The sequence below is a fragment of the Agrobacterium leguminum genome, from assembly GCF_015704895.1.
GTDB classification, from domain to species: Bacteria; Pseudomonadota; Alphaproteobacteria; order Rhizobiales; family Rhizobiaceae; genus Agrobacterium; species Agrobacterium leguminum.
In genome coordinates this window covers 21,494-47,176 of record NZ_JADQWB010000013.1, presented here as the reverse complement: position 1 = coordinate 47,176, position 25,683 = coordinate 21,494, and the positions used below count along the sequence as shown (strand labels likewise).

The 25,683-nt window shown below is 61.2% G+C and carries 25 protein-coding genes; 9 read left to right on the top strand and 16 right to left on the bottom strand.

What is annotated here, in order from left to right; all coding sequences use genetic code 11:
- Nucleotides 1-87: 87 nt before the first annotated feature.
- The gene (locus I3J13_RS18120) at nt 88-393 is read left to right on the top strand and encodes a DUF2249 domain-containing protein (protein ID WP_196379667.1); all 306 of its coding nucleotides are present in this window, start codon (nt 88-90) and stop codon (nt 391-393) included.
- 78 nt (nt 394-471) lie between these two features.
- Nucleotides 472-1,005 carry a DUF2249 domain-containing protein gene (locus tag I3J13_RS18115; RefSeq protein ID WP_196379666.1) on the top strand — a complete coding sequence of 178 codons (534 nt, stop codon included), beginning with the start codon at nt 472-474 and terminating at the stop codon, nt 1,003-1,005.
- An 83-nt stretch (nt 1,006-1,088) separates the two neighbouring features.
- Here the strand turns inward: I3J13_RS18115 and I3J13_RS18110 are convergent, their stop codons facing one another.
- Nucleotides 1,089-2,321: an NnrS family protein gene (locus tag I3J13_RS18110; protein WP_196379665.1), complete on the bottom strand. Its 1,233-nt coding sequence runs from the start codon at nt 2,319-2,321 to the stop codon at nt 1,089-1,091.
- 236 nt (nt 2,322-2,557) lie between these two features.
- Between I3J13_RS18110 and nirK the strand changes: the two genes are divergently transcribed.
- The 3 genes from nirK (at nt 2,558) to I3J13_RS18095 (ending at nt 5,579) form a co-directional block, all read left to right on the top strand.
- Nucleotides 2,558-3,700, top strand: a complete 1,143-nt coding sequence (gene nirK, locus I3J13_RS18105) for a copper-containing nitrite reductase (protein ID WP_196379664.1) — start codon at nt 2,558-2,560, stop codon at nt 3,698-3,700.
- A 109-nt stretch (nt 3,701-3,809) separates the two neighbouring features.
- Nucleotides 3,810-4,727 (top strand): SUMF1/EgtB/PvdO family nonheme iron enzyme, encoded by a 918-nt coding sequence (locus I3J13_RS18100; RefSeq protein ID WP_196379663.1) that lies wholly within the window; start codon nt 3,810-3,812, stop codon nt 4,725-4,727.
- Nucleotides 4,728-4,877: 150 nt separating this feature from the next.
- The gene (locus I3J13_RS18095; protein ID WP_078053290.1) at nt 4,878-5,579 is read left to right on the top strand and encodes a Crp/Fnr family transcriptional regulator; all 702 of its coding nucleotides are present in this window, start codon (nt 4,878-4,880) and stop codon (nt 5,577-5,579) included.
- A 72-nt stretch (nt 5,580-5,651) separates the two neighbouring features.
- Here I3J13_RS18095 and I3J13_RS18090 read toward each other — a convergent pair whose 3' ends face one another.
- From I3J13_RS18090 to I3J13_RS18040, 11 genes are all read right to left on the bottom strand, one after another.
- Complete coding sequence (locus tag I3J13_RS18090) at nt 5,652-6,047, bottom strand: c-type cytochrome (RefSeq protein ID WP_196379662.1); 396 nt, start codon at nt 6,045-6,047, stop codon at nt 5,652-5,654.
- A 69-nt stretch (nt 6,048-6,116) separates the two neighbouring features.
- Complete coding sequence (locus I3J13_RS18085; RefSeq protein ID WP_196379661.1) at nt 6,117-6,677, bottom strand: gluconate 2-dehydrogenase subunit 3 family protein; 561 nt, start codon at nt 6,675-6,677, stop codon at nt 6,117-6,119.
- A complete protein-coding gene (locus tag I3J13_RS18080) occupies nt 6,677-8,362 on the bottom strand; it encodes a GMC oxidoreductase (RefSeq protein WP_059760993.1) in 1,686 nt (561 codons plus the stop codon). The genes I3J13_RS18085 and I3J13_RS18080 overlap by 1 nt, the downstream gene beginning before the upstream one ends.
- 149 nt (nt 8,363-8,511) lie before the next feature.
- Entirely contained in the window at nt 8,512-9,366 is an 855-nt protein-coding gene (locus I3J13_RS18075; RefSeq protein WP_196379660.1) for a TIM barrel protein, read from the bottom strand.
- Nucleotides 9,367-9,495: 129 nt separating this feature from the next.
- A complete protein-coding gene (locus tag I3J13_RS18070; protein WP_196379659.1) occupies nt 9,496-10,665 on the bottom strand; it encodes a Gfo/Idh/MocA family protein in 1,170 nt (389 codons plus the stop codon).
- Between the two features lie 10 nt (nt 10,666-10,675).
- Complete coding sequence (locus tag I3J13_RS18065; protein ID WP_196379658.1) at nt 10,676-11,725, bottom strand: sugar phosphate isomerase/epimerase family protein; 1,050 nt, start codon at nt 11,723-11,725, stop codon at nt 10,676-10,678.
- 33 nt (nt 11,726-11,758) lie between these two features.
- Entirely contained in the window at nt 11,759-12,781 is a 1,023-nt protein-coding gene (locus I3J13_RS18060) for a LacI family DNA-binding transcriptional regulator (protein ID WP_196379657.1), read from the bottom strand.
- Nucleotides 12,782-12,784: 3 nt separating this feature from the next.
- A complete protein-coding gene (locus I3J13_RS18055; protein ID WP_137087700.1) occupies nt 12,785-13,753 on the bottom strand; it encodes an ABC transporter permease in 969 nt (322 codons plus the stop codon).
- A gap of 1 nt (nt 13,754) precedes the next feature.
- Nucleotides 13,755-14,699, bottom strand: a complete 945-nt coding sequence (locus I3J13_RS18050) for an ABC transporter permease (RefSeq protein WP_196379656.1) — start codon at nt 14,697-14,699, stop codon at nt 13,755-13,757.
- Entirely contained in the window at nt 14,696-16,189 is a 1,494-nt protein-coding gene (locus I3J13_RS18045; protein WP_196379655.1) for a sugar ABC transporter ATP-binding protein, read from the bottom strand. Before I3J13_RS18045 ends, I3J13_RS18050 begins: the two co-directional genes overlap by 4 nt.
- A gap of 103 nt (nt 16,190-16,292) precedes the next feature.
- A complete protein-coding gene (locus I3J13_RS18040; RefSeq protein ID WP_003522041.1) occupies nt 16,293-17,315 on the bottom strand; it encodes a substrate-binding domain-containing protein in 1,023 nt (340 codons plus the stop codon).
- 304 nt (nt 17,316-17,619) lie between these two features.
- On the opposite strand from I3J13_RS18040, the gene I3J13_RS18035 reads away from it, so the two are divergent.
- Nucleotides 17,620-18,015: a (R)-mandelonitrile lyase gene (locus tag I3J13_RS18035; protein ID WP_196379654.1), complete on the top strand. Its 396-nt coding sequence runs from the start codon at nt 17,620-17,622 to the stop codon at nt 18,013-18,015.
- Between the two features lie 157 nt (nt 18,016-18,172).
- On the top strand, nt 18,173-19,132 hold the full coding sequence (locus I3J13_RS18030) for a LysR family transcriptional regulator (protein WP_196379653.1): 960 nt from the start codon (nt 18,173-18,175) through the stop codon (nt 19,130-19,132).
- 149 nt (nt 19,133-19,281) lie between these two features.
- Here the strand turns inward: I3J13_RS18030 and I3J13_RS18025 are convergent, their stop codons facing one another.
- Nucleotides 19,282-20,532, bottom strand: a complete 1,251-nt coding sequence (locus tag I3J13_RS18025) for a Zn-dependent hydrolase (RefSeq protein WP_196379652.1) — start codon at nt 20,530-20,532, stop codon at nt 19,282-19,284.
- 547 nt (nt 20,533-21,079) lie between these two features.
- On the opposite strand from I3J13_RS18025, the gene I3J13_RS18020 reads away from it, so the two are divergent.
- Together I3J13_RS18020 and I3J13_RS18015 are read left to right on the top strand one after the other, a co-directional pair.
- Nucleotides 21,080-22,396 (top strand): MFS transporter, encoded by a 1,317-nt coding sequence (locus tag I3J13_RS18020; protein ID WP_236001004.1) that lies wholly within the window; start codon nt 21,080-21,082, stop codon nt 22,394-22,396.
- 60 nt (nt 22,397-22,456) lie between these two features.
- Complete coding sequence (locus I3J13_RS18015; RefSeq protein ID WP_196379650.1) at nt 22,457-23,095, top strand: RraA family protein; 639 nt, start codon at nt 22,457-22,459, stop codon at nt 23,093-23,095.
- 88 nt (nt 23,096-23,183) lie between these two features.
- On the opposite strand, the gene I3J13_RS18010 is transcribed toward I3J13_RS18015, so the two are convergent.
- From I3J13_RS18010 to I3J13_RS18000, 3 genes are all read right to left on the bottom strand, one after another.
- The gene (locus I3J13_RS18010; protein ID WP_196379649.1) at nt 23,184-23,588 is read right to left on the bottom strand and encodes a RidA family protein; all 405 of its coding nucleotides are present in this window, start codon (nt 23,586-23,588) and stop codon (nt 23,184-23,186) included.
- On the bottom strand, nt 23,585-24,547 hold the full coding sequence (gene lhpI / locus I3J13_RS18005) for a bifunctional Delta(1)-pyrroline-2-carboxylate/Delta(1)-piperideine-2-carboxylate reductase (RefSeq protein ID WP_196379648.1): 963 nt from the start codon (nt 24,545-24,547) through the stop codon (nt 23,585-23,587). Before lhpI ends, I3J13_RS18010 begins: the two co-directional genes overlap by 4 nt.
- A gap of 119 nt (nt 24,548-24,666) precedes the next feature.
- Nucleotides 24,667-25,566 carry a LysR family transcriptional regulator gene (locus tag I3J13_RS18000; RefSeq protein WP_196379647.1) on the bottom strand — a complete coding sequence of 300 codons (900 nt, stop codon included), beginning with the start codon at nt 25,564-25,566 and terminating at the stop codon, nt 24,667-24,669.
- Nucleotides 25,567-25,683 lie beyond the last annotated feature (117 nt).

Genomic DNA, 25,683 nt, shown 5'->3' with positions numbered 1-25,683 from the left:
CCCAACGGCACGGCGGATAGGTTTTTCCGGTCCGCCGGCCGGCCGCACCGCCGGACATAGTGTCATCCGCGGCCGTGGAGCCAGCTTATGTCCGAAGCCCAATCCGCAACCAATATCGATGTGCGTATCATTCCGCATCGCGAACGCCACCCGCGCATTTTCGGTGCGCTCGGCGCATTGGCTCAAGGGCAATCGCTGCAGATCACCAGCGATCACGATCCCCGTCCGCTGCTTTACCAGCTCGCCACCAATTTCCCCGGTGAATTCGGCTGGGAATATCTCGAACAGGGTCCGGAAGTCTGGCGTCTCGATATCGGCCGGCTTGAAGAACAGGCCGAAGGTTCCGATGAGGATATGTCCGGCTGCGAATGCTGCTGCGGTTCCGAGCATTGACCTCAGCGCCAGCGGCATGGTGAAAAGACCTCTGGCGGACGGCCCCTGCCGCCGCCAGCCGACAGATGAGGTGATGCAATGACGGAAATGATCAGGGAACTCGATGTCCGGCCGCTTTTACTGAGCGGCGGCGAGCCCTTTCCGGCCATCATGGAAGCTGTGGCCGGGCTTGCTCCCGGTGAGGCGCTGCGATTATACGCCACCTTCCGGCCCGTTCCGCTGTTCAAGGTGATGGCGGAGCGCGGTTTCGACCATCAGGTGAGGGAAATCGGCGGCGGCGACTGGGAAGTGCTGTTTACGCCGCAATCCACTGAGACCGAACAGATTTCCGTTTCGCCGGCGCTTGCGGGCAATGCCGAGGAGCCGCAGATATGGCCCGATCCGGTCATTTATCTCGATCTCAGCGACGAGGCAGCCGAGGGTCAGGCGAGCCGTACGCTTACAGCACTCGACCGTCTTCCGCCCGGCGCCGTGATCTTCGTGCTGATGCCGCAGGAGCCGACCTTTCTTTACCCCGAGCTTCTGGCCCGGGGCCACCAATGGGCCGGCAATTTCGACGAGGCGCGCACGGCGTTTCGTATATTTATCCGCGCCGGTGCGGGCGCACATTAAACCATCGGGTATCCCAGATAACGAAACGCCCCGGAAATTGCTTCCGGGGCGTTTCGTTTTGGCGGTGTGGCAATGAAAGCCGCCTATGCTTTCAACGGTTTGCGTTCCCGCATCAGAATCGGCCCATATTCGATGCAAAAGAGACCGAAGCCCACGATCCAGAGGATCGCCGAGCAGGCATAAAGATGCATCATCGCACCGGGGAAGAACTCGGCTGCCGGTCTCAGCAGCGCACAAGCGATCAGCGCCACATAAGCGGCGATGGTGACCCTGCTGGCCGCGAGCTTGCGTCCGGTATGGCCAAGGCTCGCTCTCGTCATCACCGCAAGCATCATGCAGGCGATGACGCCGACGGTGAAGACATGCAGGACGGAGCGCGTGTCCATCACGTCAAGCGCCGCCAGCGCTATGGTGATGAAACCGACGGGAATGAAGGCATAGGCCACATGCAGCACCACCAGCACCTGCTCCGGCCATGTCGTCCAGCCGCGCCAGCGAATGAGACGCACGGCGTGCATGAATGCCGCCAGAAGTGCTGTGGGCACGACCACCATGCTCTCGGGCTCTATTGTCCAGACGGCCAGCGCCGCGATGCCAGTCAGGATAGCGGCTGTATCGAAGCCGTTGTAGGGGACGGGAAAATCCGTGCGGCCGAACCGGTTCAGCCAGTTGCGAGTAAAACTCGGCACGATGCGGCCACCGACGATGATGACAAGAACCGTATAGGCCGAGACCGCAAGGCGGGTCGCGATCTGGCTATGATCGCCTTCTATCGCCGCCACATGGAATACGATGTTGGCGACCGAAAGCGCCAGCAGCCCACCCAGCACCTTGAGGTCCTTCCATTTGCGCCCGGCAATGACCTCGCGCGCGCAGATCGCCAGAAGCGCCGGCAGGAAAAGCCCGTCCACGGCTGCGGCGGTGACCACGCCCACCGTGTCCGGCACAAGCAGCAAAAGCCGGCCCGCGCACCAGAGCGCAAACAGCCAGACCAGCGGTTTGCCCGATACCGGCAGTCGTCCCGTCCAGTTCGGCACGGCCGTCAAAAGAAAACCGGCCAGCACCGCCGAAGCGAAACCGAACAGCATCTCATGGGCATGCCAGTTCGGTGCGCCGTAATCCCCGCCAAGGTCGATGAAGCCGGAAAGGGCTGCGATCCACAACACCATCGCCACGATGGCCCAGAGCGCGCCGCCGAGGAAAAACGGCCGGAAGCCGTACGAAAAGATAACCGGGCCGGTGCGCGCCAGCCCTCTTGGAATGCCGCCCTTTGGCCGGCTGCGCCCTTCGGTGAGAACGGTTTGGCTGCCACTCATTATGATGCTCCTTGCTTGGTCTTGACATATGTCTAGACGCAAGCCCGTCCGACTTCTTTGCGAACAGGCAAAGAGGCGGTGCGACGCTTCCACAGCAGCCTTCAGCCGCCTGCCAAAATGTCGCAGGGCGCCGAAAGCGAAGTTTGCTCCATCTCAAATTGTATTTCCGCCCCTCCGCTACAAATGCTGTGACAGAGCGAAACATGCTCTGCCCCAAGAGGGATAGGAGAAAAATGATGACGGAAACCTTCCACATCACACGGCGTAATATTCTCGCAGGCGCAGCATTTGCAGGGGCTATAGCTCCCGTCATCATGCCATCGGCAGCGAGCGCGACGGAGGAAAAGAAGGCTGCGGCAAAGCCATTGACGAGCGCGGAGATTGCAGCGCTTCCTCGCGTAAAGGTTGATCTCGTCAAGCCGCCCTTCGTGCACGCCCACACGCAGAAAGCCGAAGGCGGACCGAAGATCGTCGAGTTCACGCTGACGATCAAAGAGCAGAAGATGATCCTCGACGACAAGGGCACCGAGGTCCACGCCATGACCTTCAACGGCTCGGTTCCCGGCCCCTTGATGGTGGTGCATCAGGACGACTATGTCGAACTGACCCTCATCAACCCTGATAGCAACGAACTGCAGCACAATATCGATTTCCACTCGGCCACCGGCGCGCTCGGCGGCGGCGGGCTCACCATCGTCAACCCCGGTGAAAAGGCAATCCTGCGCTTCAAGGCCACCAAGGCCGGCGTCTTCGTCTATCACTGCGCACCTCCCGGCATGGTGCCGTGGCACGTTACCTCGGGCATGAACGGCGCGATCATGGTGCTGCCGCGTGAGGGCCTGATGGACGGCCACGGCAAGGAGCTTGTTTATGACAAGGTCTATTATGTCGGCGAGCAGGACTTCTACGTTCCCCGCGACGAGAACGGCAATTTCAAGAAATATGAAAGCGCCGGCGACGCCATGGCCGACACGCTGGAGGTGATGCGCAAGCTGACGCCGAGCCACATCGTCTTCAACGGCGCAGTCGGCGCCCTGACGGGGGAACACGCCCTTCAGGCCGCCGTGGGCGAGAAGGTGCTGATCGTTCATTCGCAGGCGAACCGTGATACCCGCCCGCACCTCATCGGTGGCCATGGCGATTATGTCTGGGCGACGGGCAAGTTCCGCAACCCGCCGGATCTCGACCAGGAAACCTGGTTCATTCCCGGCGGCACGGCAGGCGCTGCCTTCTACACCTTCGAGCAGCCCGGCATCTACGCTTATGTCAACCACAACCTCATCGAAGCCTTCGAGCTGGGTGCAGCCGCTCACTTCAAGGTGACGGGTGAGTGGAACAACAACCTGATGCAGGCCGTGCTCGCCCCCTCGAGCATCTGACGCAAACCGGAGCGCGCCGCCGCCAGCGGTCGCGGCACGCTCCCCCTTCTGCTATGCGGCCTGAAAGCAGGTCCGAACTTTGGCGTCTTCTTGACGCAGGCAGGTTCCCATGGGCATTCCCGGCAACAGCCATTTCCCAAATGCCGTCTCGCTTCTTTTGCCGCTCTCGCTTGCCGCGCTGCTGGCAACGGCCATCGGTTTTCAGTCCGGGATCATCCGCAGCGGCGCCGATCCACGCGCCGCCATAATCGCTCCGCAGGTCGTCACAGTGCCCGCCGGACATTTCACCTACCGGGCGGAGGGCGAATATTTCCGCAATGGTTATGCCGTCGATGGCCCGATGATCGACGTGACGATGCGGCAAAATCTGACGATCATGAAATATCAGGTATCGAGCGCGGATTATGCGCGCTGTGTGGCCGAAGGCAGCTGTCAGCAGCCGGAACCCGGCTTTGCCGCCCCCGTCGACGGCGCGATACCGGCAACCGGCATCAGCCAGGATGACGCCCGCGCTTATGCGGCGTGGCTGAGCGAACGGACAGGCGCTGTCTGGCGCCTGCCGAGTGATGCCGAACTTGCTTTTGCCGCCGGGTCGCTTTTCCCGGATGAGACGCTCGGCGTGGCTGCGGATAGCGAAAACCCCGCTTTGCGCTGGCTGGCGGATTACGAGCGGCAGACCAGCCGCAAGGCGTCGGGCAATCCCGTTCCGCAATCTTATGGCAGCTTCGGTGAAAACGAATATGGCCTTACCGATTTCGGCGGCAATGTCTGGGAATGGACCTCCAGCTGCAGCCACCGTGTGACGCTCGGCAAGGATGGCGATGTAGTCGATACCGTCGCCTCCTGCGGCATTCCCGTCGCTTCGGGAAAACACCGGGCGGCGATGAGCGCCTTCGTCAAAAACCCGAAAAGCGGCGGCTGCGCCGTCGGCGTGCCGCCGGACAATCTGGGGTTCCGGCTGGTGAGGGATACGCGCTGGTATGCGCCGCTTCTCGAAAAGCTTGGCGCAGCCGCTCCGTCTTCTTGATAATCGTCAATAAAAACAATTGGTTGATTCATATCATTTGATCTTCTTCAGCCCGTGATAGTGCTGTATTGTGAGGATACAGAAGAGGCCGACACCCGGGGTGCCCATTGCGGGAATCAGGGCGGCGGCCAATCACCGGAGAGGGTGCAAGTGAAGATTGACCGAAGCGTCATCCGGTCGCTGGCCTTGTTTGCCAAGATGGCCGACGATGAGCTGGACGGGCTGCTGACCCACGCCACATCCCGGCTGGTGCCGCCGGGCGAAGCCATTTTCGAGCAGGGCCAGCCGGCCACGCATTTCTTCCTACTCATTCACGGCCGCCTGAAGGTGACGCAGGTGACCCATGACGGCCAGCAGATCATCGTGCGGGTGGTGCATCCCGGCGATCTCTTCGGTTTTGCCCGGGCGCTGCAACGGTCGGATTATCCCGGCACCGCCACGACGGCTGCCGAAAGCGTGATACTCTCCTGGCAGACGGACCTCTGGCCGCAATTCGTCGAACAGAACCCGCATCTCGCCGTCTCCGCCATGCAGACCATCGGCCAGCGTCTCGAGGAAGCCCATACACGCATCCGCGAAATGTCGACGCAGGAAGTGGAGCGCCGGGTAGCCCACGCCGTGCTGCGCCTCTCCCAACAGGCGGGCCGCAAGGAGCTGGACGGTATCCGCATCGACTTTCCGATCTCGCGACAGGATATAGCCGAAATGACCGGCACGACACTGCACACCGTTTCCCGCATCCTCAGCAGTTGGGAGAGCAAGGGGCTGGTGCAGGGCGGGCGGCAGAAGCTTCTGGTCTGCAATCTGCCGGGCCTCGCCCAGCTGGCGGAAGGCGAAGTGAGCCAGGTGTAGCGTGTAGGCGCCTGCCGCCATGCGCCTCACCTTCGCCAGGAGCTTTGCTTCCACCGCGTAACCGCGCTGCTCTCACTCAGCGGGCTTCGAAGCGGCGCTTTCGATATAGGCGATGAGATTGTCCAGATCTTCCGGCTTGCTGATGCCGGCCAGCGCCATCTTGTTGCCGGGTATTTTCTTTTTGGGCGCGCTCAGGAAATCCCGCAATTCTTCCGGCGTCCAGACGAGACCGTCCTCGCCCGCTTTTTTCATCGCAGCCGAATAAGTATAGTCAGGCACGCCGCCTGCTGCACGGCCGATGATGCCGTTAAGCTGCGGGCCGACCCTGTTTTTCGCGCCCTCGCCGATGGCGTGGCAGGCGGAACAGCGCTTGAACACCGCCTCCCCCTTGGCAACATCGCCCTCCGAAAGAGCGGGAATGGCGCTTGCGGCAAACATTGCCGCCGCGATGATTGTTATATTGCGCATCGTATAATCCTTGTCTTGCCGCTTGAGCGTGGCCCGCCCGCAAATGCGGACGGGCCAACAGTTCTCTCTTCAGGTCGTGCCCCAGGCCGGCGTGCCCTTCTTGTAGGGAACGCGGTCTTCGAAACCGCCGGGAATCTCGTCGTAGACGAGAACTTCCGTGGCGCCGATCTTCGAGGTGAAGAAGCCGAGCAGCGTCAACTGCTTGACCAGCGTGAAGGCGTGCGGCTTTGCCGGCGTCTGTTCCGCCTTGGCCTGCTTGTCCAGCGCGGCAAGCAGCGCCTGCCGCTGTTCCGTCGTCAGCTCCAGAAAGGGCTTTTTGTGTTCGGCCTGACTGCGCTTCTCGACGTCGGAAATCGCCGAAAGGAAAAGTGTCCGCTGCTCGTCGGTATAACAATCGGCCGCATAGACGGCCATGAATGCACCCACTTCGGCATCCTTCGCCCCCGGCGTGGAGGTGCGGGGAATGATGGTTTCCGCCACCTCATCCAGAAAGCGGATTTCCTCCGGGGTGAAGACGTGGGCAGCGCCGGCGGGCTTGGCGGCGTTTTCCGCAGCCGTCAGAACATCCGCGCCGATCAGCGGAAGGCCGGTGGCAATGGCTATCAGTTTCAGCAGTTCGCGTCTGTTCATCACAGGTTCCCCTTCTTGCGTTCGGAAACGGCAAAATCGGCGGCACGCGCCGTCAGCGCCATGTAGGTCAAAGACGGGTTGACGCAGGAGGCCGAAGTCATGCAGGCGCCGTCAGTCACGAAGACGTTCTGCGCATCCCAGACCTGGTTGTTGCCGTTGAGGACGGAGGTTTTCGGGTCGCGCCCCATGCGGGCAGTTCCCATTTCGTGAATGCCCATGCCCGGCGCATAGCTGCCCCGCGAGGGTTTGACATTCTTGATGCCGACCGCCTCGAACATCTCGACGGCGTCATTGACCATGTCTTCGCGCATGTCGAGTTCGTTCTGCTTCATCTCGACATTCATGGAGAGGACCGGCAGGCCCCATTTGTCCTTCTTGTCATGATCGAGCTTCACGCGGTTGTCGTGATAGGGCAGCATTTCGCCGAAGGCGGTCATGCCGATGGTCCAGCCGCCCGGCTCGGTCAAGGCCTCCTTGTAGTCAGCGCCGATATTGAGTTCGGCGATCTCCCGCTCCCAGCGCGAACGGCTGGCAGACCCCTGATAACCGAAACCGCGCAGATATTTGCGCTTGTCGTCGCCGGTATTGCGGAAACGCGGAATGTAGAAGCCCGCCGGACGGCGGCCCTTGAAGTAGAAGTCCTCGAAGCCTTCCACCTGGCCGGTGGCGCCCATGCGGAAATGGTGGTCCATCACGTTGTGGCCGAGTTCGCCGGAGCTGCTTCCAAGCCCGCCTTCCCATACATCGGTGGCCGAGTTCATCAGCACCCAGGTCGAGTTCAACGTCGAGGCATTGAGGAAGATGATGTCGGCAGTGTATTCGTAGGTCAGGTTGGTTTCGGCATCGATGATCTCGACACCGCGCGCCTTCTTCTTGTCCTTGTCGTAGAGGATTTCCTTGACGATGGAGAAGGGCCGAAGGGTGAGATTGCCGGTGGCGACCGCCGCAGGCAGGGTCGAGGCCTGCGTGCTGAAATAGCCGCCGAAGGGACAGCCCAGCCGACACTTGTTGCGGAATTGACAGCGCGTGCGCTCCTGATCGGGAAGTTCCTGGGTAATGTTGGCGCAGCGTGAATTGATGAGGTGGCGCGTGCCCTTGAACGCCTTCTTCAGCCGGCTTGCCACATCCTGCTCTACGAAATTGAGCGGAATGGGCGGCAGGAATTCGCCATCGGGAAGAATATCCAGCCCCTCGCGGCTGCCGGAAATGCCGGCAAAACGTTCGACATAATCATACCAGGGAGAAACATCCTCATAGCGGATGGGCCAGTCGACGGCGATGCCGTCCTTCGCATTGGCCTCGAAATCGGTCTGCGACCAGCGATAGGTCTGGCGGCCCCAGAGCAGCGAGCGACCGCCGACGTGATAACCACGGAACCAGTCGAAGCGCTTTTCCTCGACATAGGGCGTTTCCTGCTCGTCGGCCCACATGCCGAGCGTTGCCTCTTCCAGCAGGTAATCGCGGCTGAGAACGGGGTATTTCGCCTTCATCTCCTGCGTGGCGCGGTTGCGATGGGGGTAATCCCAGGCTTCCTTGTCGGCATTCTGATAGTCGGTGACGTGCTCGATGTTACGGCCACGCTCCAGCATCAGGACCTTCAGGCCCTTTTGCGTGAGTTCCTTTGCGGCCCAGCCTCCACTGATGCCCGAGCCGACAACAATCGCATCATAATGATTGTTTGCCATGATAACTCCTCCGATGTGAGCTTGGAAAAAACGACAGGGCAAAGCGCTTCCCGTCGCGACGCGGCGGAAACTGGTCATGCGTCTGTCGAACCTCATGCTCCCCGCCGAAACCGGCCGCCGGGGAGCGGTTCTGGTTTTACTGGCAGTGTTTACTGAATGGTCGGCAGGCGTTCGTTGAGGAACGCGTTGCCCTTGGTCACCACCGCTTCGGCATCGAGCGGAAGATCGTGCTCAAGGATGAACCATTTTGCGCCGGCATGTTTGGCCGCCGGCAGAATTGTCTTCCAGTCGAGAACGCCGGTGCCGAGTGTGGCAAAACCGCGCTCGTTTTCCGCCGTGCCGGCCGGTGCGTTGTCCTTGGCGTGGATGGCAAAAACCTTGCCCTTCAAGGTGCCGAGGAATTCGGCCGGATCATTGCCGCTGCGCGCCACCCAGGCGACATCGACTTCGGCCTGCAGTTTCGGGCCTGCCGCGTCGAGCAGCAGTTCCAGCGCCGTCTTGCCGTCGAATTTGACCATTTCAAAGTCGTGGTTGTGATAGGCCATGGAGAGGCCCGCCGCGGAAAGCTTGTCCGCGTAACCGCCAAGCTCCTTGCCGAAGGCGGTCCAGCCGGCGGCGTCCTTCGGGCGGTCTTCCGGCTTCAGGAACGGCACGGTCACGACCGGGTTGCCGACGGCCTTCTGCTCGGTGATGACTTCATCGAGATTGCCGCGCAGCTTGTCGATCGGCACATGCGAGGAAATGACCTTGATCTTGTGCTTTTCCAGCAGCGTGTTCAGTTCGCCGGCGCTGACCTTCTGCATATCCACCGTTTCCACGGCGGAAACACCTGCACGGTTGAGAATGGCAAGCTGCTCCTCCAGCGTTCCGGAATTGCGCAGCGTGTACATCTGCGCGGCGATCGGCAGCACCTTGCTGTCATCGGCAAAACCCGGATTTGCGAAACCGGCCGCCAGTCCGACGACGAATGCCATGCCAGCGAATTTTGACTTGAACGTTTTCAAACGCGTAACTCCCTTTCCGTTTGATCAATATGACGACACGCGTACCCTCGCCTTTCCCGGCCGTCTGGCCGGGTCATGCCGGGCACCGCCTCCTGTGCCCTGCGTCGTCCGTCCTCGATATGCGATGATCTAGATGTCGATCCCTACCCAGGACGAGGTCCGACTGGACCGGACGGCCGCATCGATGAATGCGAGACCCGCAAGGCCGTCCTCTATGCCGGGGTAAATCACCTCCCCGGCGGCTGTCTTTCCCTCCCTCTTTGCGATGATTGCATCTGCGGCTTCGCGGTAAATCGTCGCAAAACCCTCGAGATATCCCTCCGGGTGCCCGGATGGCACGCGGCTGACGCGGTTGGCGGCAGCACCTGCCCCCGCACCGTTGCGGGTGATAAGCCGCTTCGGTTCACCATAGGGGGTGAACCACAGTTCGTCCGGCACGCGGTGGTGCCATTCAAGCCCGCCTTTATCGCCATAGACCCTAAGCGACAGCGCGTTTTCATTGCCAACCGCGATCTGGCTCGCCCAGAGCATGCCTTTTGCGCCGCTTGCATAACGAAGCAGAATATTGGCGCTGTCATCCAGCTGCCGGCCCGGAACGAACGACGTCAGATCGGCATAAAGGCTTGTCGGGATTTCGCCCGTGACGAAGGCAGCGGCGTTGAAGGCATGGGTACCGATGTCGCCGATTGCGCCGCCTGCGCCTGAACGGCTGGGGTCCGTGCGCCATTCCGCGCCCTTTGCGCCTGTCTTTTCAACGGCTTCGGTCAGCCAGTCCTGCGCATATTCGGCCTGAACGTGGCGCAGCTTGCCGATGGATCCATCAGCGATCATCTCGCGCATCTGCCGAAGCATCGCATAGCCGGTGTAATTATGCGTCAGGACGAACAGGCTGTCGGATGCCCTGACGATCTCGGCCAGCGCCTTCGCTTCCTCCAGCGTCGCGGTAACCGGCTTGTCGCAGATGACGTGGATGCCGGCTTCGAGAAAGGCTTTGGAGGGGGCGAAATGCAAATGGTTCGGCGTGACGATGGCGACCGCCTCGATACCGTCCTCGCGTCCAGCCTCAGCCGCCGCCATGTCCTCGAACGAGGCATAGGAACGCTCGGGTGCAATGCCGAGCAGGGTTGCCGAAGCGTTAGCGCGTGCGGGATCGGAGGAAAGCGCGCCGGCCACCAGTTCATAGCGGTCATCCAGCCGGGCCGCGATGCGATGCACGGCACCAATAAAGGCGCCCTGACCACCGCCGACCATGCCGAGACGGATACGGCGGCTGTTAAATTTTGCTGTTGCGGAGGACATGATGTTCCTTTCAGAGACCGAGAAGGCGGCGGTTGGCGGCATCATCGACACCGCTTTTGGCGAAATCGTCGAAGGCCCGCTCGGTCACGCGGATGATATGGTTTTCAATGAAGCCCGCACCCTCACGAGCGCCGTCTTCCGGATGCTTCAGCGCGCATTCCCATTCCAGCACCGCCCAGCCGTCGAAATCATATTGGGTGAGCTTGGAAAACACCGCGCCGAAATCGACATGCCCGTCGCCGAGCGAGCGGAAACGTCCCGGCCGGTCAACCCAGCTTTGATAGCCGCCATAAACGCCGGAACGGCCGGTCGGATTGAACTCGGCATCCTTGACGTGAAAGGCGCGGATACGCTCGTGGTAGATGTCGATGAAATCGAGATAATCCATCGCCTGAAGGACGAAGTGGGAGGGATCGTAGAGGATGTTGGCGCGCGGGTGATTGCCGGTGGCCTCGAGGAAACGCTCGAAAGTGATGCCGTCATGCAGATCTTCGCCCGGATGCAGTTCGTAGCAGAGATCGACGCCGCTCTCCTCGAAGGCATCGAGGATAGGTGTCCAGCGCTTGCCGAGTTCGGCAAAGGCCATTTCGACAAGACCGGCCGGGCGCTGCGGCCATGGGTAAACGAAGGGCCAGGCTAGCGCCCCGGAGAAAGTCGCGTGGCTCTTGAGGCCAAGATGCTGCGAGGCTTTCGCCGCATATTTCAGCTGGTTGACCGCCCATTCCTGCCGCGCCTGCGGTTTTCCACGCAGTTCGGCAGGCGCAAAACCGTCGAACATTTCGTCATAGGTCGGGTGAACGGCGACGAGCTGGCCCTGAATATGGGTCGAAAGCTCGGTGATCTCGATACCCATGTCGGCAAGCCGGCCCTTGATATCGTCGCAATAGGTCTTGGATGCAGCGGCTTTCTCAAGATCGAAGAGCTTGGGATCGGTCGGCACCTGAATGCCCTTGTAACCGAGGGAAGCCGCCCATTGGCCGAGATTGTCGAGCGTGTCGAAGGGGGCCTTGTCCCCGACAAATTGCGCGAGGAAAATCGCCGGGCCTTTGATCGTCTTCATGTCCTTACACTCCTTGCATTCATAGTCTGGCCGCTACCGATGCGGCGGGCGGCAGGGCGCGACCGAGCCGCGCACCACCAGTTCCGTATCCAGCACGATGGTTTCAGCCGTGCGTTTTCCGTTCAGCCGGTCGACCATCAGCGCCATGGCCCTGCGGCCCATTTCCTGCCGGGGCTGGCGCACCGTCGTCAGCGGCGGTTCGAAGGCATTGGCGAAAATGATATCGTCGAAGCCGATGACGGAGACATCGGCCGGAACCGAAACGCCACGCGCACGCAATTCGCTGATCGCACCAATCGCCATCTGGTCGCTCGAGGCGAAGATTGCGGTAAAGGCAATGCCGCCTTCGAGAAGGCTGCCAATTGCCTGACGACCGGCCTCAATGCTGTAATCGCCCGTCACCACCAGTTCGTCGGCATAAGCGATGCCGGCTTCGGCAAGTGCCGCGCGATAACCATCGAAACGCTCCTGCGCCAGACTTTCCGGGACCGGACCGGCCAGATGCACGATCCTTTGATGTCCCGCCTCGATGAGGTGGCGCATGGCGTTTTGGGAGGCGGCGCGGTTGTCCACCTTGACGGTCGGCAACGCGAGGCCGGGCACCGTTTCCGACGCGATGACGATCGGCGGCAGCGCGTCGCCCTGTTCGAGAAGCTCGGCGGGAAACTGGCCGGTCATCAGGATCAGGCCGTCGGCATGTTTCTGGCGTACCATGTCGATATGGGTCGCCACGCGGTTCTCGTCGTTGCGGGCATCGCCCATCAGCACCTTGAAGCCCGCTTCGCCCGCCGCTTCCTCAACGCCCTTGTAGATTTCGAGATAAAACGGGTTGCCGATATCGCGAACGAGAAGGATGACGGTGTTGTTGGATTGCCGGCGGAAGCTTGCCGCCTGCGCATTGGGAACGAAGTTGGCCTGCCGGACGGCGTCGAAAACCTTCTTGCGGGTTTCCGGGCGAACCTTGTCGGGTTGCTGCAACGCCCGCGATACGGTCGCGATGGAAACGCCCGCGAGAGCTGCCACTTCCCTGATATTCGAACCTTGGTCTTTGCTCATCTGTCACACACGCAACTGCTTTTGGCGGCCATAAAGCAGCATCAGCGCTAGCAACGTGACACCGAATATGATCTGCCGTGCCCATACATCGAGGTTGAGCGTTATCAGTACGCTTTGCAGAATGGTGAGCGCAACCGCCCCGGCCATGGTTCCGACATATCCGCCCGCGCCGCCGGCAAGCGAGGTGCCGCCGATGACAACAGCGATGATCGACGGAAGCACATATTGATCGCCGACGGAGATGAAGGAGGTGCCGGTGTAACCGATCACGCACACCCCGGTCAGCCCGGCAAACAGGCCGGAAAGCCCGTAAAGCAGCGTACGGATCAGGGAGACCGGCAATCCGGTGAGCGTCGCCGCCCGCTCGTTCGAGCCGATGGCGTAGATGGCGAAACCGAAGGCGGTGCGGCGCAGCACGAAAAGCATGATCGCGGCGATGCCAAGCCAGACGAAGAGTACGCCGGGAATGCCGAAGATGAGCGGCCGGTTGATGAAACCTGCCAGCAGTGGTGCTGCCGCGCCTGACGGAACACCCTGCGAATAAACGACCAGCCCGCCCTGAATAACCGCCGTCATGCCAAGCGTCATGACCAACGGCGGAATGCGCACGAAGGTAATGCCGAGGCCGTTGATGAGGCCGATCAGGAAGGGAATGCCGCCCGCAACGAGAATGGCGAGCGGAATGCCCGCATTCTGACCGTTCATCATATTGCCGGCAAGGACGGCGCCGAGCGAGATCATCGCGCCGACGGAAAGATCGATGCCTTCGCGCCCGCCGAGGATGACGAGGTTCTGCCCCGCCGCGACGATGCCGAGAATGGCGGCAATCGTCAGCAGCCGCACGATCTGCGAACCCTGCGCAAAGCCGGGCGACAACAACTCGCCGACCAGCAGCAGGAAGACCGATGCACCAATGGCGATGGTCAGGGGATCGGTGACGATGGATTTGATTTGCAAGCCGGGATTGGTCATATCAACGCCTCGTCACCAGAACGCCGCCGGCCAGCGCCGTCAGCACGATCAAACCCTGCACCAGTGTCTGGTACTCAAAGGGCAGGCCCGCAAAGAAAATCACATTGCCGATCATGCCGAGCACCAGCGCGCCGGCAATCGACCCTGTCGAGCTGCCGAAACCGCCGGAAAGTGCGGTGCCGCCCAGAACCACGGCCGAGATGGAGGAGAGCGCCAGACTTGCACCCAGCAGAGGGTCGCCCGAGGCCGTCTCCCCCGTCAGGCTCAGCGCCGCCAGCGCCGAGAACAGACCGGAGATCATATATGCGCCGATGCGGATGCCCGAGAGGCGCAGACCCGTCTGGAAGGCTCCGGTGCGATTGCCGCCGACGGCCAACAGGTGCGTATGAAACGGAATACGCGACACGATGAGGGTGAAGGCAATGCCGGCCAAGAGCACCCACAGCACGAAGGGCAAACCGATGAAGCTGCCGGAATAGGTCTGCCAATAGGCCTCCGGCACCGGAAGACCCGCCTGCGGCAGCACCCAGATCGCCAGCCCGGCAAAGATGATGCCGGTGGCAAAGGTGGTGACGATCGGCTGGAAGCGCAGGCCGGAGATGAAGAGGCCATTGACCAGTCCGCAGAGCAGCCCAACCGCCGCACCCGCCGCCATGCCGGCGAAGACGGCGCCCGTCGTGCCGCCGAGTGCTGCGATGACACTGACGGTGACGACATTGGCGAGCGCCACGATGCTGCCGACCGACAGATCGATATCGCCCGCCAGAATGACATAGGTCTGGCCGATGGCGACCAGGATCAGCGGCAGAAACGTCGTCAGGTTCGATTGCAGCACGGAGGGCTGAACGAAGGAGGGTTGCAGGAACGTGTTCACGGCGATGAGAAGCGCCAGTACGACGAGGGTGATGACCCATGGCTGCCTGCGCAGAAAACCGGAGGCGCTCATGCGGCATCTCCATAAGCGGCGCGGGTCATGTTTACGGATGTCATGTCGGCTCCGGTCAGTTCCGCAGAAATGCGTCCACCGTTGAACACAAGAATGCGGTCGGCATATTCGAGGATTTCCGCATCCTCCGAGGAATAAAGAAGGATGGTCGCACCGGCATCGGCCTGCTGGCGCATCAGGGCGAAGAGATCGGCCTTCGCGCCAAGATCGATGCCCTTGGTCGGGTCGTCGAGCAGCAGCAGTTTCGGTGCGGTTGCGAGCCAGCGGGAGATGAAGATCTTTTGCTGGTTGCCGCCCGAAAGCGTGCCGATCGGCATATCGAGGCCTGCAAACTTCGTCTTCATGTCGTCCGCGACCTTCTGCACGCGCGGCTTCAGCGTCGCGGGACGGACCAGCCGCATCTTTTCGCGCACCATCAGCGCCGCGACGAGATTTTCGAAGATCGACCGACCCTGAAGGGAGGCGTCACGCCCGCGGTCGCCGGATACATAGGCAAAACCACTATGAACCGCCTGCGAAGGCTTGCCGATGGTGATTTCACGACCCTCAAACCGGATTTGGCCGGCAGCGAATGGGTTGGCGCCGAAAAGACCCTTCAGCAAGGCCGACTGGCCCTGACCCTGCAGACCGGCCAGACCGACGATTTCGCCCGGATAAGCTTCCAGAGAGACACCGCGAACGCCCTCACCCGCCACATCCGTCAGCTTCAGGCTCGGCGCAGCAGCCGAACGCCCGTTCTGACGGGCAGGAGCGGCCCGAACATCGCCGACCATGTCGTGCACGACAGCCTCGCGGGTGGTGGCGGCCGTATCGAGTTCGGAAATCGTCGCGCCGTTGCGCATCACGGTGATGCGGTCGCAGACCGCGAAAACCTCATCGAGACGATGGGAAATCATGATGGTGGAGACACCGTCGGCCTTCTTGGCCCGGAGAATCTCGAAAAAGCGCTGGGACTGACGGCCATCGAGCGCCGCCGTCGCCTCGTCCATGATCATCAGGCTGGCATTCTGGGCGAAGACCTTGAGGATTTCGACGAGCTGGCGCTGATCGGGCGGCAGATTGCCGACAATCGCATCCGGCTCCAGCCCTTCGCCAGCCACGCCGTCAAACAGCGCGATCAGTCTCGCCGCTTCGGCCTTCAGCGCCTTGCCGTCGACAAAGATGCCCCGTTTCGGCTCGCGGCCGAGAAAGATATTATCGGCGACCGAAAGCTGCGGAACGAGGCTGAGTTCCTGATAAAACAGCGCAATACCGGCATTTTCGGCGTCCCGCGGGCTTTTGAAGCGCACGTCTTCGCCATTGAACCTGATCGCGCCGCTGGTCGGCGCAACAGCACCCGCAACGATCTTGCAGAGCGTGCTCTTGCCGCAGCCATTGGCGCCCAGAAGCGCGTGAATTTCACCGCGACCGACGGTCAGCCTGCCGTCGGAAAGCGCACGCACGGCGCCAAAATTCTTCGTTATGCCGGCCGCTTCCAAAGCGTTCGCCATCGCATGTCCCCGAATAATGCTTGTCACAGGCGGCCGGCCAAGGCCCGGTCCGCACTCGAAATTCTGGTTCGGGCCGGCGCTTGTCGCCGACCCGAAACGGCTCTTACTTGAAGAACTCGCCGGCCTGTTCCGGCGTCACGGTCGCCGTGACGGACCAGTAGCCCGGCTTGCCATCGGCAGCCTTGATATTGTCGGCAAGGTTGTCATTGCTGACGAAGGGGATCGGAATATAGATGGCGTTACCATAGGTGCCGCCGAAAATGCCGTCCTTGAATTCCTTGCCCTGCAGCTTCAGGACAGCAACGTTGAGCGCGCTGGCCATGACGCCCGGAGGATTGACCGAAGCGCCGGAATTGAACTTTTCCTTTTCCCAGCGGGTCATGAAGTCCTTGCGGATTTCACCGGTCGCGGCAATGTCCTTGGTCTTGCCGGCGGCTTCGATGGCGCGCCATGCGCCGTCCGCCATGCCGTCCTGCACCCACACACCGCTGATATCGGGATAGGTGGCGAGCAGGTTCTGCATGGCCTGCTGGCCCTGCGCCTGATCCCAGCTCGCATTGGCTTCGTTCAACACCTTGATGTCAGGGTATTTCTTGAAAACTTCGCGATAACCGGCAACGCGGGCTTCGTTTGCCGGGTTGCCGGCAATGCCGTTAATGGCGACGACGCTTCCCTTGCCCTTCAGCGCATCCGCAAGCCATTGCGCGGATTGCGCCGCCCATGCCTTCTGGTCGATGCCGACATAGAGCGCATCCTTCGAGGACACTTCGGCGTCGGTTGCGATGACGAGAATATTGCGTGCCTTGGCCTGCGCGAAAATCGGATCGAAGGCCGTCGGGCTGCCGGGATTGATGAGGATTGCATCAACGCCCTGGTTCATGAAATTGCGGATATGGCCGATCTGCCCCTGCACATCGACATTGCCGCTCTGAACGACAACCTCAACCTTGACGCCCTTTTCGCCCCACGCTTTGGCGGCAGCCTGAGCCTCTTCGATCATCTGCGTGCGCCATTCGCTGCCGACGAAAGAATTGGAAAGACCGATCTTGAAGCTCTGCTCCTGGGCATGCGCCGACGTGCCCGCCGCCAGCACCATCGCGGCAGCAGCCATCAAATGTCTAAACATGAAATTTGCTCCTCCAAGCACGGTTTTTAACAAATGAAACCGTTTACATCAGCGAATGTAACCGTTTTCATAAATGAGTCAATCCCGAGAATGATTTTTATCGAAGGGCGTGAAACGGCGGCGGATGAGCTGTTCCGACCTGCGGAAAAGGCTTGAAAAATCGAGACATGGGCCGGGACCGGCGCGGCGCGGAGCTTCGGAAAACGTCCTTGGCCGGCAGATCATATCGGTTTTCATTTCACTGTGGACAATGGGAGGATTCCCGCTTCAAATCGCCTCGAGTCAGCCATCAGGAGAACGACCAATGGAAATATTGCGTGCAGGAACACGGGCATCGGCGAAAGGCCCCGAGGCATGGTTCACGGGGCAGGTCCGCATCGATCCCCTCTTCAACCCCTTTGATGCCGAGCGGGTTCAGGGCGCTCAGGTCACCTTCGAACCCGGCGCCCGCACCGCCTGGCACACCCATCCCCTTGGCCAGACCCTGATTGTGGTTTCCGGTTTTGGCCGGGCGCAGCGCGAAGGCGGCCCGGTGGAGGAAATCCGTCCCGGCGATACCGTCTGGTTCGCACCGGGAGAAAGGCACTGGCACGGGGCAGCACCGAATGTCGCCATGACCCATATTGCACTTCAGGAGGTCAAGGATGGCAAGGTGGTGGACTGGATGGAACAGGTGACGGATGACCAATATGGCGGCTGACGCGGCCGCGCCGACGTGGCGGGCCGCTTTCCGCAGGCCCGCCGGAGAATAAAATCGCGTCCCCGGCCAAAAGCGCCACTCTTTGCAGCCGGTGGACGTTTTTCGCCGGCAAAAATAGCTATAGGATGCAACCGCAATTCATTCGAGGAACGCATCGTTGTCACGTTATGCCCCCCGCATCCAGCATCTGAACTGGAACCTGCTGCGGACCTTTCTGGTCATTGTCGAGGAAGGCAGCATCACGCGGGCGGCCAACCGGCTTTTCGTGCGCCAGCCCTCGGTAACCGCCGCGCTGCAAAAGCTGGAGGAAACGCTGGGGTGCCAGTTGATCCAGCGCGACAGCCGCCGTTTCGTGCTGACGGTTCAGGGCGAAATGCTTCGTCAGGAATGTGCTGAAATTTTCCTGCGTGTCGAGCGCATCGGCGAAAAACTCTCGACCGAGGCGGACGATTTGACGGGTCAGGTGCGTGTCCTCATCGTCACCAATCTCGTGCTTCCACAGCTCGATCAGGCGCTGCGCCAGTTGCGGCGGCGTCATCCATCCGTCACCATTCGTATCGATGTCGCCAATACGCAGGATATCGTTCGCGCCATCGGCCAGAAACAGGCCCCATTCGGCATTTGCCTGCTGCCGAAACCGCTTGCCGGAATGGACTGCAAATTCCTGCTCAGGGAAACATTCGGCATTTATTGCGGTGCTTCCCATCCCTTTTACGGTCGTGGCGACATCACCATGGAGGAATTGCGGCAGGAAGCCTTCGTGGCCTTCACCTGCAGCCAGGAAGGCGGCGCGCTGGAACCGATGATCGCCCTTCGCGACGGCGTGGGGCTCGGCAAATGGACGGTCGGTTCCAGCCCGCATATGGAAGAAGTCCGGCGAATGATCATCGCCGGCATCGGCGTGGGAATCCTGCCGCTGGATGCGGCGCGCGGCTTTGAGGAAGACGAGCTTTGGCATATCCCGCTGCTTCAGGATTCGCTCGGAGCCGACGCCTATTTTCTCCGCAACCCCGATATGGACCTCGGCGGCGCCGAGCGGGCATTTCTTACGATTTTCGAAAACGAGCTTTTCGATGCGCAGGCGGCGGCGGCCCTTGTGGAAACAGAGGGCGAATAGGAAAACGGCGAAAAGCGATCCCGCTTTTCACCGTTCCATTTAAAGCATTTTCCAGCCAAAGCGGACCCCGGCACTGCCGGCCGGGAATACGCTAAAACAGAGTGTTGGGGCCTTTTCGCGCTTCGCAGAAAAGCGAAAGCGCCCCAGCTTCAGTCGGCGCGGTTCGCGCGCTCCAAAACGGCTTGAACCAGCACGTTAACACCGGGTTCGATGTCGGCAATCGTGACGTTTTCCGCCTCGTTATGAGAAAGACCGCCCTCGCACGGCGTGAAGATCATCGCCGTCGGCAGATATTCGGCGACATGCATGGCGTCATGCCCGGCCTCGGTAAGGAGGTCCATCGAGGAATAGCCGAAAGCATCGGTGGCATTGCGGATGAGTTCGATGCAGCCGGCGTCGAAATGCATGCCGCCATAGGCCCAGCCTTCCTTGACGACGATGCTGCAGCGCGAGCGCTCTTCCAGCTCGGGAAGTCTCGCCTTGAAGGCTTCGAACATGGTGCTGACAACGGCATCGTCGGGGTGGCGCATGTCGCAGGTCATTTCCACGAAATTCGGTAGCGCACCGAGGAGATTGGGTTCCGCCCTGATGCGCATCGTCGTGGACTTGCCGCCGGTCTCGTGACTGGCCCAGCCGATCTCATTGATCGCCAGCGTCACCTCAGCGGCACCCACCAGCGCATTCTTGCGCGCCGGCATCGGCGTCGGGCCGACATGGCCGGTCTCGCCGTGCACTTCCACCACGAAACCGCGCACGCCGAAAGCGCCGGTAACGATGCCGAGTTGCTTGGCCGCTGCCTCCAATCGCGGCCCCTGTTCGATATGCAGTTCGAACAGACTGTCGAAAGCCTCCGCCGAAATCGCGTCTTTACCCTTGAAGCCGATGCGCTCCAACTCGCCGCCAAGCGTAAAGCCATCGCGATCCCTGCGGGAATAGGCGAATTCCGCCGCCTTGGCGCCGGTAAAAACCGCCGAGCCAATCATCGGCGGCTCGAAACGCGCGCCCTCCTCATTGGTCCAGTTCACAAGGGTGATCGGCCGACGTGTGGCAATCGCATGGTCGTTCAGTGTGCGCACGAGTTCCAGCCCGGCCAGCACACCAAGAATACCGTCGAAGCGGCCGCCATGAACCTGCGTGTCGAGGTGGCTGCCAACCAGCACGGGCTTCGCATCCGCATCGGTTCCTGCCCGTTCGGCGAAGATATTGCCGACGGCGTCGATCCTGACCGTCAGGCCCGCCTCCTCGCACCAGTGAATGAACTGGTGCCGCATCGCCGCATCCTCGTCGGAAAGCGCCAGCCGCTTCAGGCCGCCCTTTTCGGTCGCGCCGATTTCGGCGGAACGCATCAGCGTCGCCCAAAGGCGTGACATGTCCGGCCGGATATTGCTCAATCTCTTCATTTCGGTCCCCTGTTATGGTCTCGCGGCAGCAATGCCCCGGCGTAGCCGGCAGCCCGCAGACGACCTCTTTTCACTCCGTGGAATGACAAAGGGGATAAGACCAAACCGGAAAATTCAAAAATAGATAGATTCGATACTTAGAATAAGAGTGGCGGTCCTTGCGGCCGAAAAAGAAATTTCAGCCGGTCAAAAGACAGGCAGGGACTGCGCAGCCGAGCGGCAAAGAAAAACAGCGCCTGCGATATTTCCCTGATTTTATTATCTATTTCAAAATTCATAGACGGCACCAAGATGCCCGAAAATGCCCAGGATTTGGTCTATAGCGCGGCCCTATGGAAGAAATCTGCATTATCTATTTGTCGGGAGCCTCCCGCTTTCCCATCATTGCGCAAAACAGGGGAACATCGCAGCATGTCGGACTGACGGAGAGTACCGAAAACGGTTGCTCCGCCGGAAATGGCTATCGTCATCTCATGCCTTCGGCGTGGGGCCGCTCCGCTTCGTCGTTTCCCCGTTTTCCTTCACAGCAACATAAAGGGGAATGTTCATGCAAGGGGAAACCGCACTCGTGGGCTCCGTCGAGAAACAGCCGGTTGGCGTTCGGCGGATCGCCGTCGCAAGCGTCATCGGCACCACCGTCGAATGGTACGATCTTTTCGTCTTCGCCACCGCTTCGGCGCTGGTCTTCAACAAGGTCTTCTTTCCGAGTTTCGATGCGCTCGTCGGCACGCTTCTGGCCTTCGGCACCTTCGCCTCGGCCTATCTCGCCCGCATCGTCGGGGCAGCGCTTTTCGGCCATTTCGGTGACAGGATCGGCCGCAAGTCGATGCTGCTCGTCTCGCTGGTCATGATGGGTGTGGCAACCTTCGCCATCGGCCTTCTGCCCAATTACAACCAGATCGGCGTCTGGGCGCCCATCCTGCTTCTGGCGCTGCGTGTCGTGCAGGGTCTGGCGCTCGGCGGCGAATGGGGCGGCGCGGTTTTGATGGCGGTGGAACATGCGCCGCAGAACCGGCGCGGCCTTTATGGCTCCTGGGTGCAGATCGGCGTTCCGGCCGGCACATTGATCGCCAACCTCGCCTTCCTTGCCATCGGTTTCACCATGGCGCCCGAGGACCTGATTTCCTGGGGCTGGCGCATTCCGTTCCTCGTCAGCATTCTTCTGGTCGCCGTCGGCGCCTATGTTCGGCTCAACACCGCCGAAACGCCGTCCTTCGCCAAGGTGAAGACGGAAGAGGCGACCGTGCGCGTGCCCTTCTTCGAACTGCTTTCCAAATCCTGGAAAACGGTCCTTCTCGGCGGCATCGCCACCATGTCCACCGGATCGTCCTTCAACCTCATCGTCGCCTTCGGCCTGAGCTATGGCACGCAGGCGCTCAACATCTCCCGCAACGAGATGCTGGTGATCGTACTGATTTCCTGCATGGCGTGCATTTTCCTGCTGCCGCTCTTCGGCCTGCTTTCCGACAAGGTCGGCCGCCGGCCGGTCATTCTCGGCGGCATTCTGGCCGAAGCGCTCGTCGCTTTCCCGATGTTCTGGCTGATGGATACCGCCACCTTTGCCGGCGCACTTGCGGGCTACCTGCTGATGATGACGGCCTTTGCCGCCAATTACGGCCCAATCGCCACCTTCCTCGCCGAACTTTTCGGCACCAAGGTCCGCTATTCCGGCCTGTCCATCGCCTATATGCTCTCAGGGGTTCTGGGCAGCGCGCTTACTCCCGTCATCACCACCTGGCTGCTTTCCGCCACCGGCAGCGGCGCATCCGTCGCCTGGTACATGATCGGCTCCGCCCTGCTCTCGGCCGTCGCCCTGCTGGCGCTGACCGAGACCGTGAAACGCGATCTGGCCAAGACCAACTGAACCATATTGCCATATCACAGACGCCGGCCCCGCGCCGGCGTCTTTCTTTTGGAGACACCCATGGAAAGTCCCGACACAATCAACGAGGCGATCGAACTGCTCCGGAGCGTCGAGACAGCGACGATCGGCCATTTCAGATCGGATGGTTTCATGGATCCGGCGATGCAATGCGTGATCGACGGCGTCCGCATCGCCGGTCGCGCGCTGACCGTCAGCCTGCCAGGAGATGACGGGACAGCGCTTCCGCATGCCCTTTCCCGCGCCATGCCCGGCGATATTCTCGTCATCGAGCGACTGAGCGACGACCGGCATGCCTGCTGGGGCGCGGTCATGACCGCCGCAGCACTCGCGCGCGGTGTCACCGCCGTCATCCTTGATGGTTATGTCACCGATATCGGCTCGATCCGCAGCGCCGGCCTGCCGGTCTGGTGCCGGGGACGCTCGCCCATCACCACCAAGCTCAGAGGACGGGGAAATGTCGCAGGGCCGGTCGTCTGCGGCGGGGTCAGGGTTCAGAACGGCGATATCGTGCTGGCCGATGAAAACGGCGTCAGCATCCTGCCACCCGGAGAAGCACTGGCAATAGCACGGCAGGCTCTCGCCATTCAGGAAAAGGAGCCCGGCATCGTTGCAAGGCTCGAAAAGGGGGAAGATATCGTAGCGGTTTATGGACTTTCACCGCTGGAGCAGTCCACGTAAAGCCGGCCTGCAATCTTGCGCTCCGGGAAATGCATGTGGGCGCGTCAGCCGATCCGGCCGACGCGCCCTTTTTCATGCCCGCCTGCCCTCAAAGGACAGCAAGGCACTCGATTTCGATATCGAAGGGCAAGGTCCAGGGTTTGATGGTTGCCGAGGTGCGCGCCGGAAAACCGGCTGCGAAATATTCACGGTATATGTCGTTCACTGTTCCCATCAGCGCTGCATCGGTGACATAGACGGTGGTCTTGATCACATCTTCGAAGGTGGCGCCCGCTGCGGCCAGTGTCACCCGCAGGGCTTCCAGCGAGGCCCGGGTCTGGACGGCGATATCGCCCCTGACGATGTCGCCCGTCTCAAGATCGACGGGCGGCATGCCGCAGGTGGCGACGATGTTGCCGGAGCGGACAAGCGCCGAGGTTGGCGCGCCCAGCCGGCGGATCGCCTCTGAAACCACCGGCACTTCAAGGATTTCGCGTTTGGCCATGTCTGTCATCCTTTTCCGTTCAGCGTCGCGGCCTCATAGACCATGGTGGCCGCCGCAAGATCGGCGAGCGCGGTTCCGACAGCCTTATAGAGCGTGATCTCATCATCGCCACTGCGCGCAAACCGGTTTGCCCTGCAAAGTCCGGCAAGCGTCGACCTGACGTTTTCCTCTGAAAACAGGCCCGCCTTGATCGGCTGAACGAGATCGCCCGCTTCGTGCAGCGCTTCCTCCGTATCGATAAAGACCGAGGCGCGGCCTATGGCTTCGTCATCTGCCTCGCGCATGCCGGGCGTGAAGCCGCCGATGAGATCGACATGCGTGCCGGGGCGCAGCCACGCGCCCCGGATGAGCGGCGTGGTGGCGAGCGTCGCGGCGCTGACGATATCGGCCTCGGCAACCGCCCTTTCCAGATCATCGACCACCGTGGCCGCAAGTCCCGACACCTCGATGCTTTTCGCCAGCCGCTCGGCATTGCCACGATCAATATCCCAGACGGCCACCTGCTCAAGCGGTCTGATGGCCCGATAGGCGTCGGGAATAAGGCTCGCGACACGGCCGGCGCCCAGCACCAGAAGCCGGCTGGCATCCTTGCGCGCAAGATAATCCGCTGCAAGCGCCGACGCCGCAACAGTCCGGCGGCCGGTGATGACATTACCGTCCAGCGTGGCGAGCTGGATGCCTGTCTGCGCGTCGTAAAGCATATAGGTCGAGGTCAATCCCGGCAGGTTTCTGCCGGCGTTTCCGGGAAAGACGGTGACGATCTTGATCCCCAGATAACGTGTGGACTGCCGTGCGCCGTGCCAGGCCGGCATCAATAGCAGTGTCGCGGCGGCTTCATTTGGCACATCGATCGTGTGGTGGTGCCGCACAGGCATCTCACAGCCTTCCGCAAAGGCGGCGGCAAGTGCCTTGATAAGCCCGTCAAACGGTAAAAGCCCGGCTGTTTCCTGTGAATTGATCGTGAGCATATGCGCCTCCCTTCAGATTTCTGGCGGAGGTCAAAATGGCGCAAGCGGCTACACTTTATAACGCCGAATCTCGCTATGATAAAAATAGGCTGGAGCATCGCCACAGCAGGCATGTTGGGCTACAGAAGCCGTCGCCGCAGCAGGGCTTCCAGCCACTCCGCAAACACCTGCAGCCGCCGCGACAGATGCTGTCGATGGGGATAAAGCAACGTCATCGGCATTGGCTCGGCCCGATGGGTCGGCATGACCTCGATGAGGTCGCCGCTCTCCAGATGCGGCCTGACGTCGTAAGCCGGTATCTGGATCAAGCCGAGACCGGCAAGACAACAGGCGATATAGGCTTCGGCATTGTTGACGGTGACGCGGCCGCGCATGGAAAGCGAATGCAGTGTCTCGCCTTCGATCCATTCCCAGTTTTCCACCCGCCCGCTGGAGGGCGAAGCGTAATTGACCGCCCAATGGCGGGAAAGATCGTGGGGCGTTTTCGGTGTTCCATAACGCGCCAGATAGTAGGGGCTTGCGACATTGATCAGCGGCAGCTTGCCTATCGGCCGCGCGATCAGGCCGGAATCGCTGAGCGGTCCGACGCGCAGCACGCAATCGATATTGTCTTCCACCAGATCGACGGCGCGGTCGGTAACGCCGAGGCCTATGTCGATCTGCGGATAAAGATCAAGAAATTCCGGCAGCGCCGGTGCGATGACCAGCCGCCCGATCCGGCCCGGCACGTCGATCCGCAACCGGCCCGAAGGCTGCGCCGCCGTCTGCCGGAAGAGATTTTCCGCATCTTCGACATCGGCGATCAGCCGCTGGCAGCGCTCGTAAAAGGCCGAACCATCCTCGGTTGGCGAGACCTTGCGCGTCGTGCGGTTCAGCAGCCGCGCACCGACACGCCCTTCCAGTTCCTGCACTGCCGCCGAAACCGAAGAGCGTGGTATGCCGAGCGTATCGGCGGCCCGCGTGAAACTCGCGCAGTCAACGACGCGTGTGAAGATGCGGAACAGGTCGATACGGTCCAACCGGAAACACCCTATTGTGCGGCTTTTCTGACAAGTTATGTCAGAGTAAGCGCCTTTATCACGCAAAGCTAGACGATATCCTGCTGCAACGAAAGCGGCCGCCAGTTGGCCGAGCAC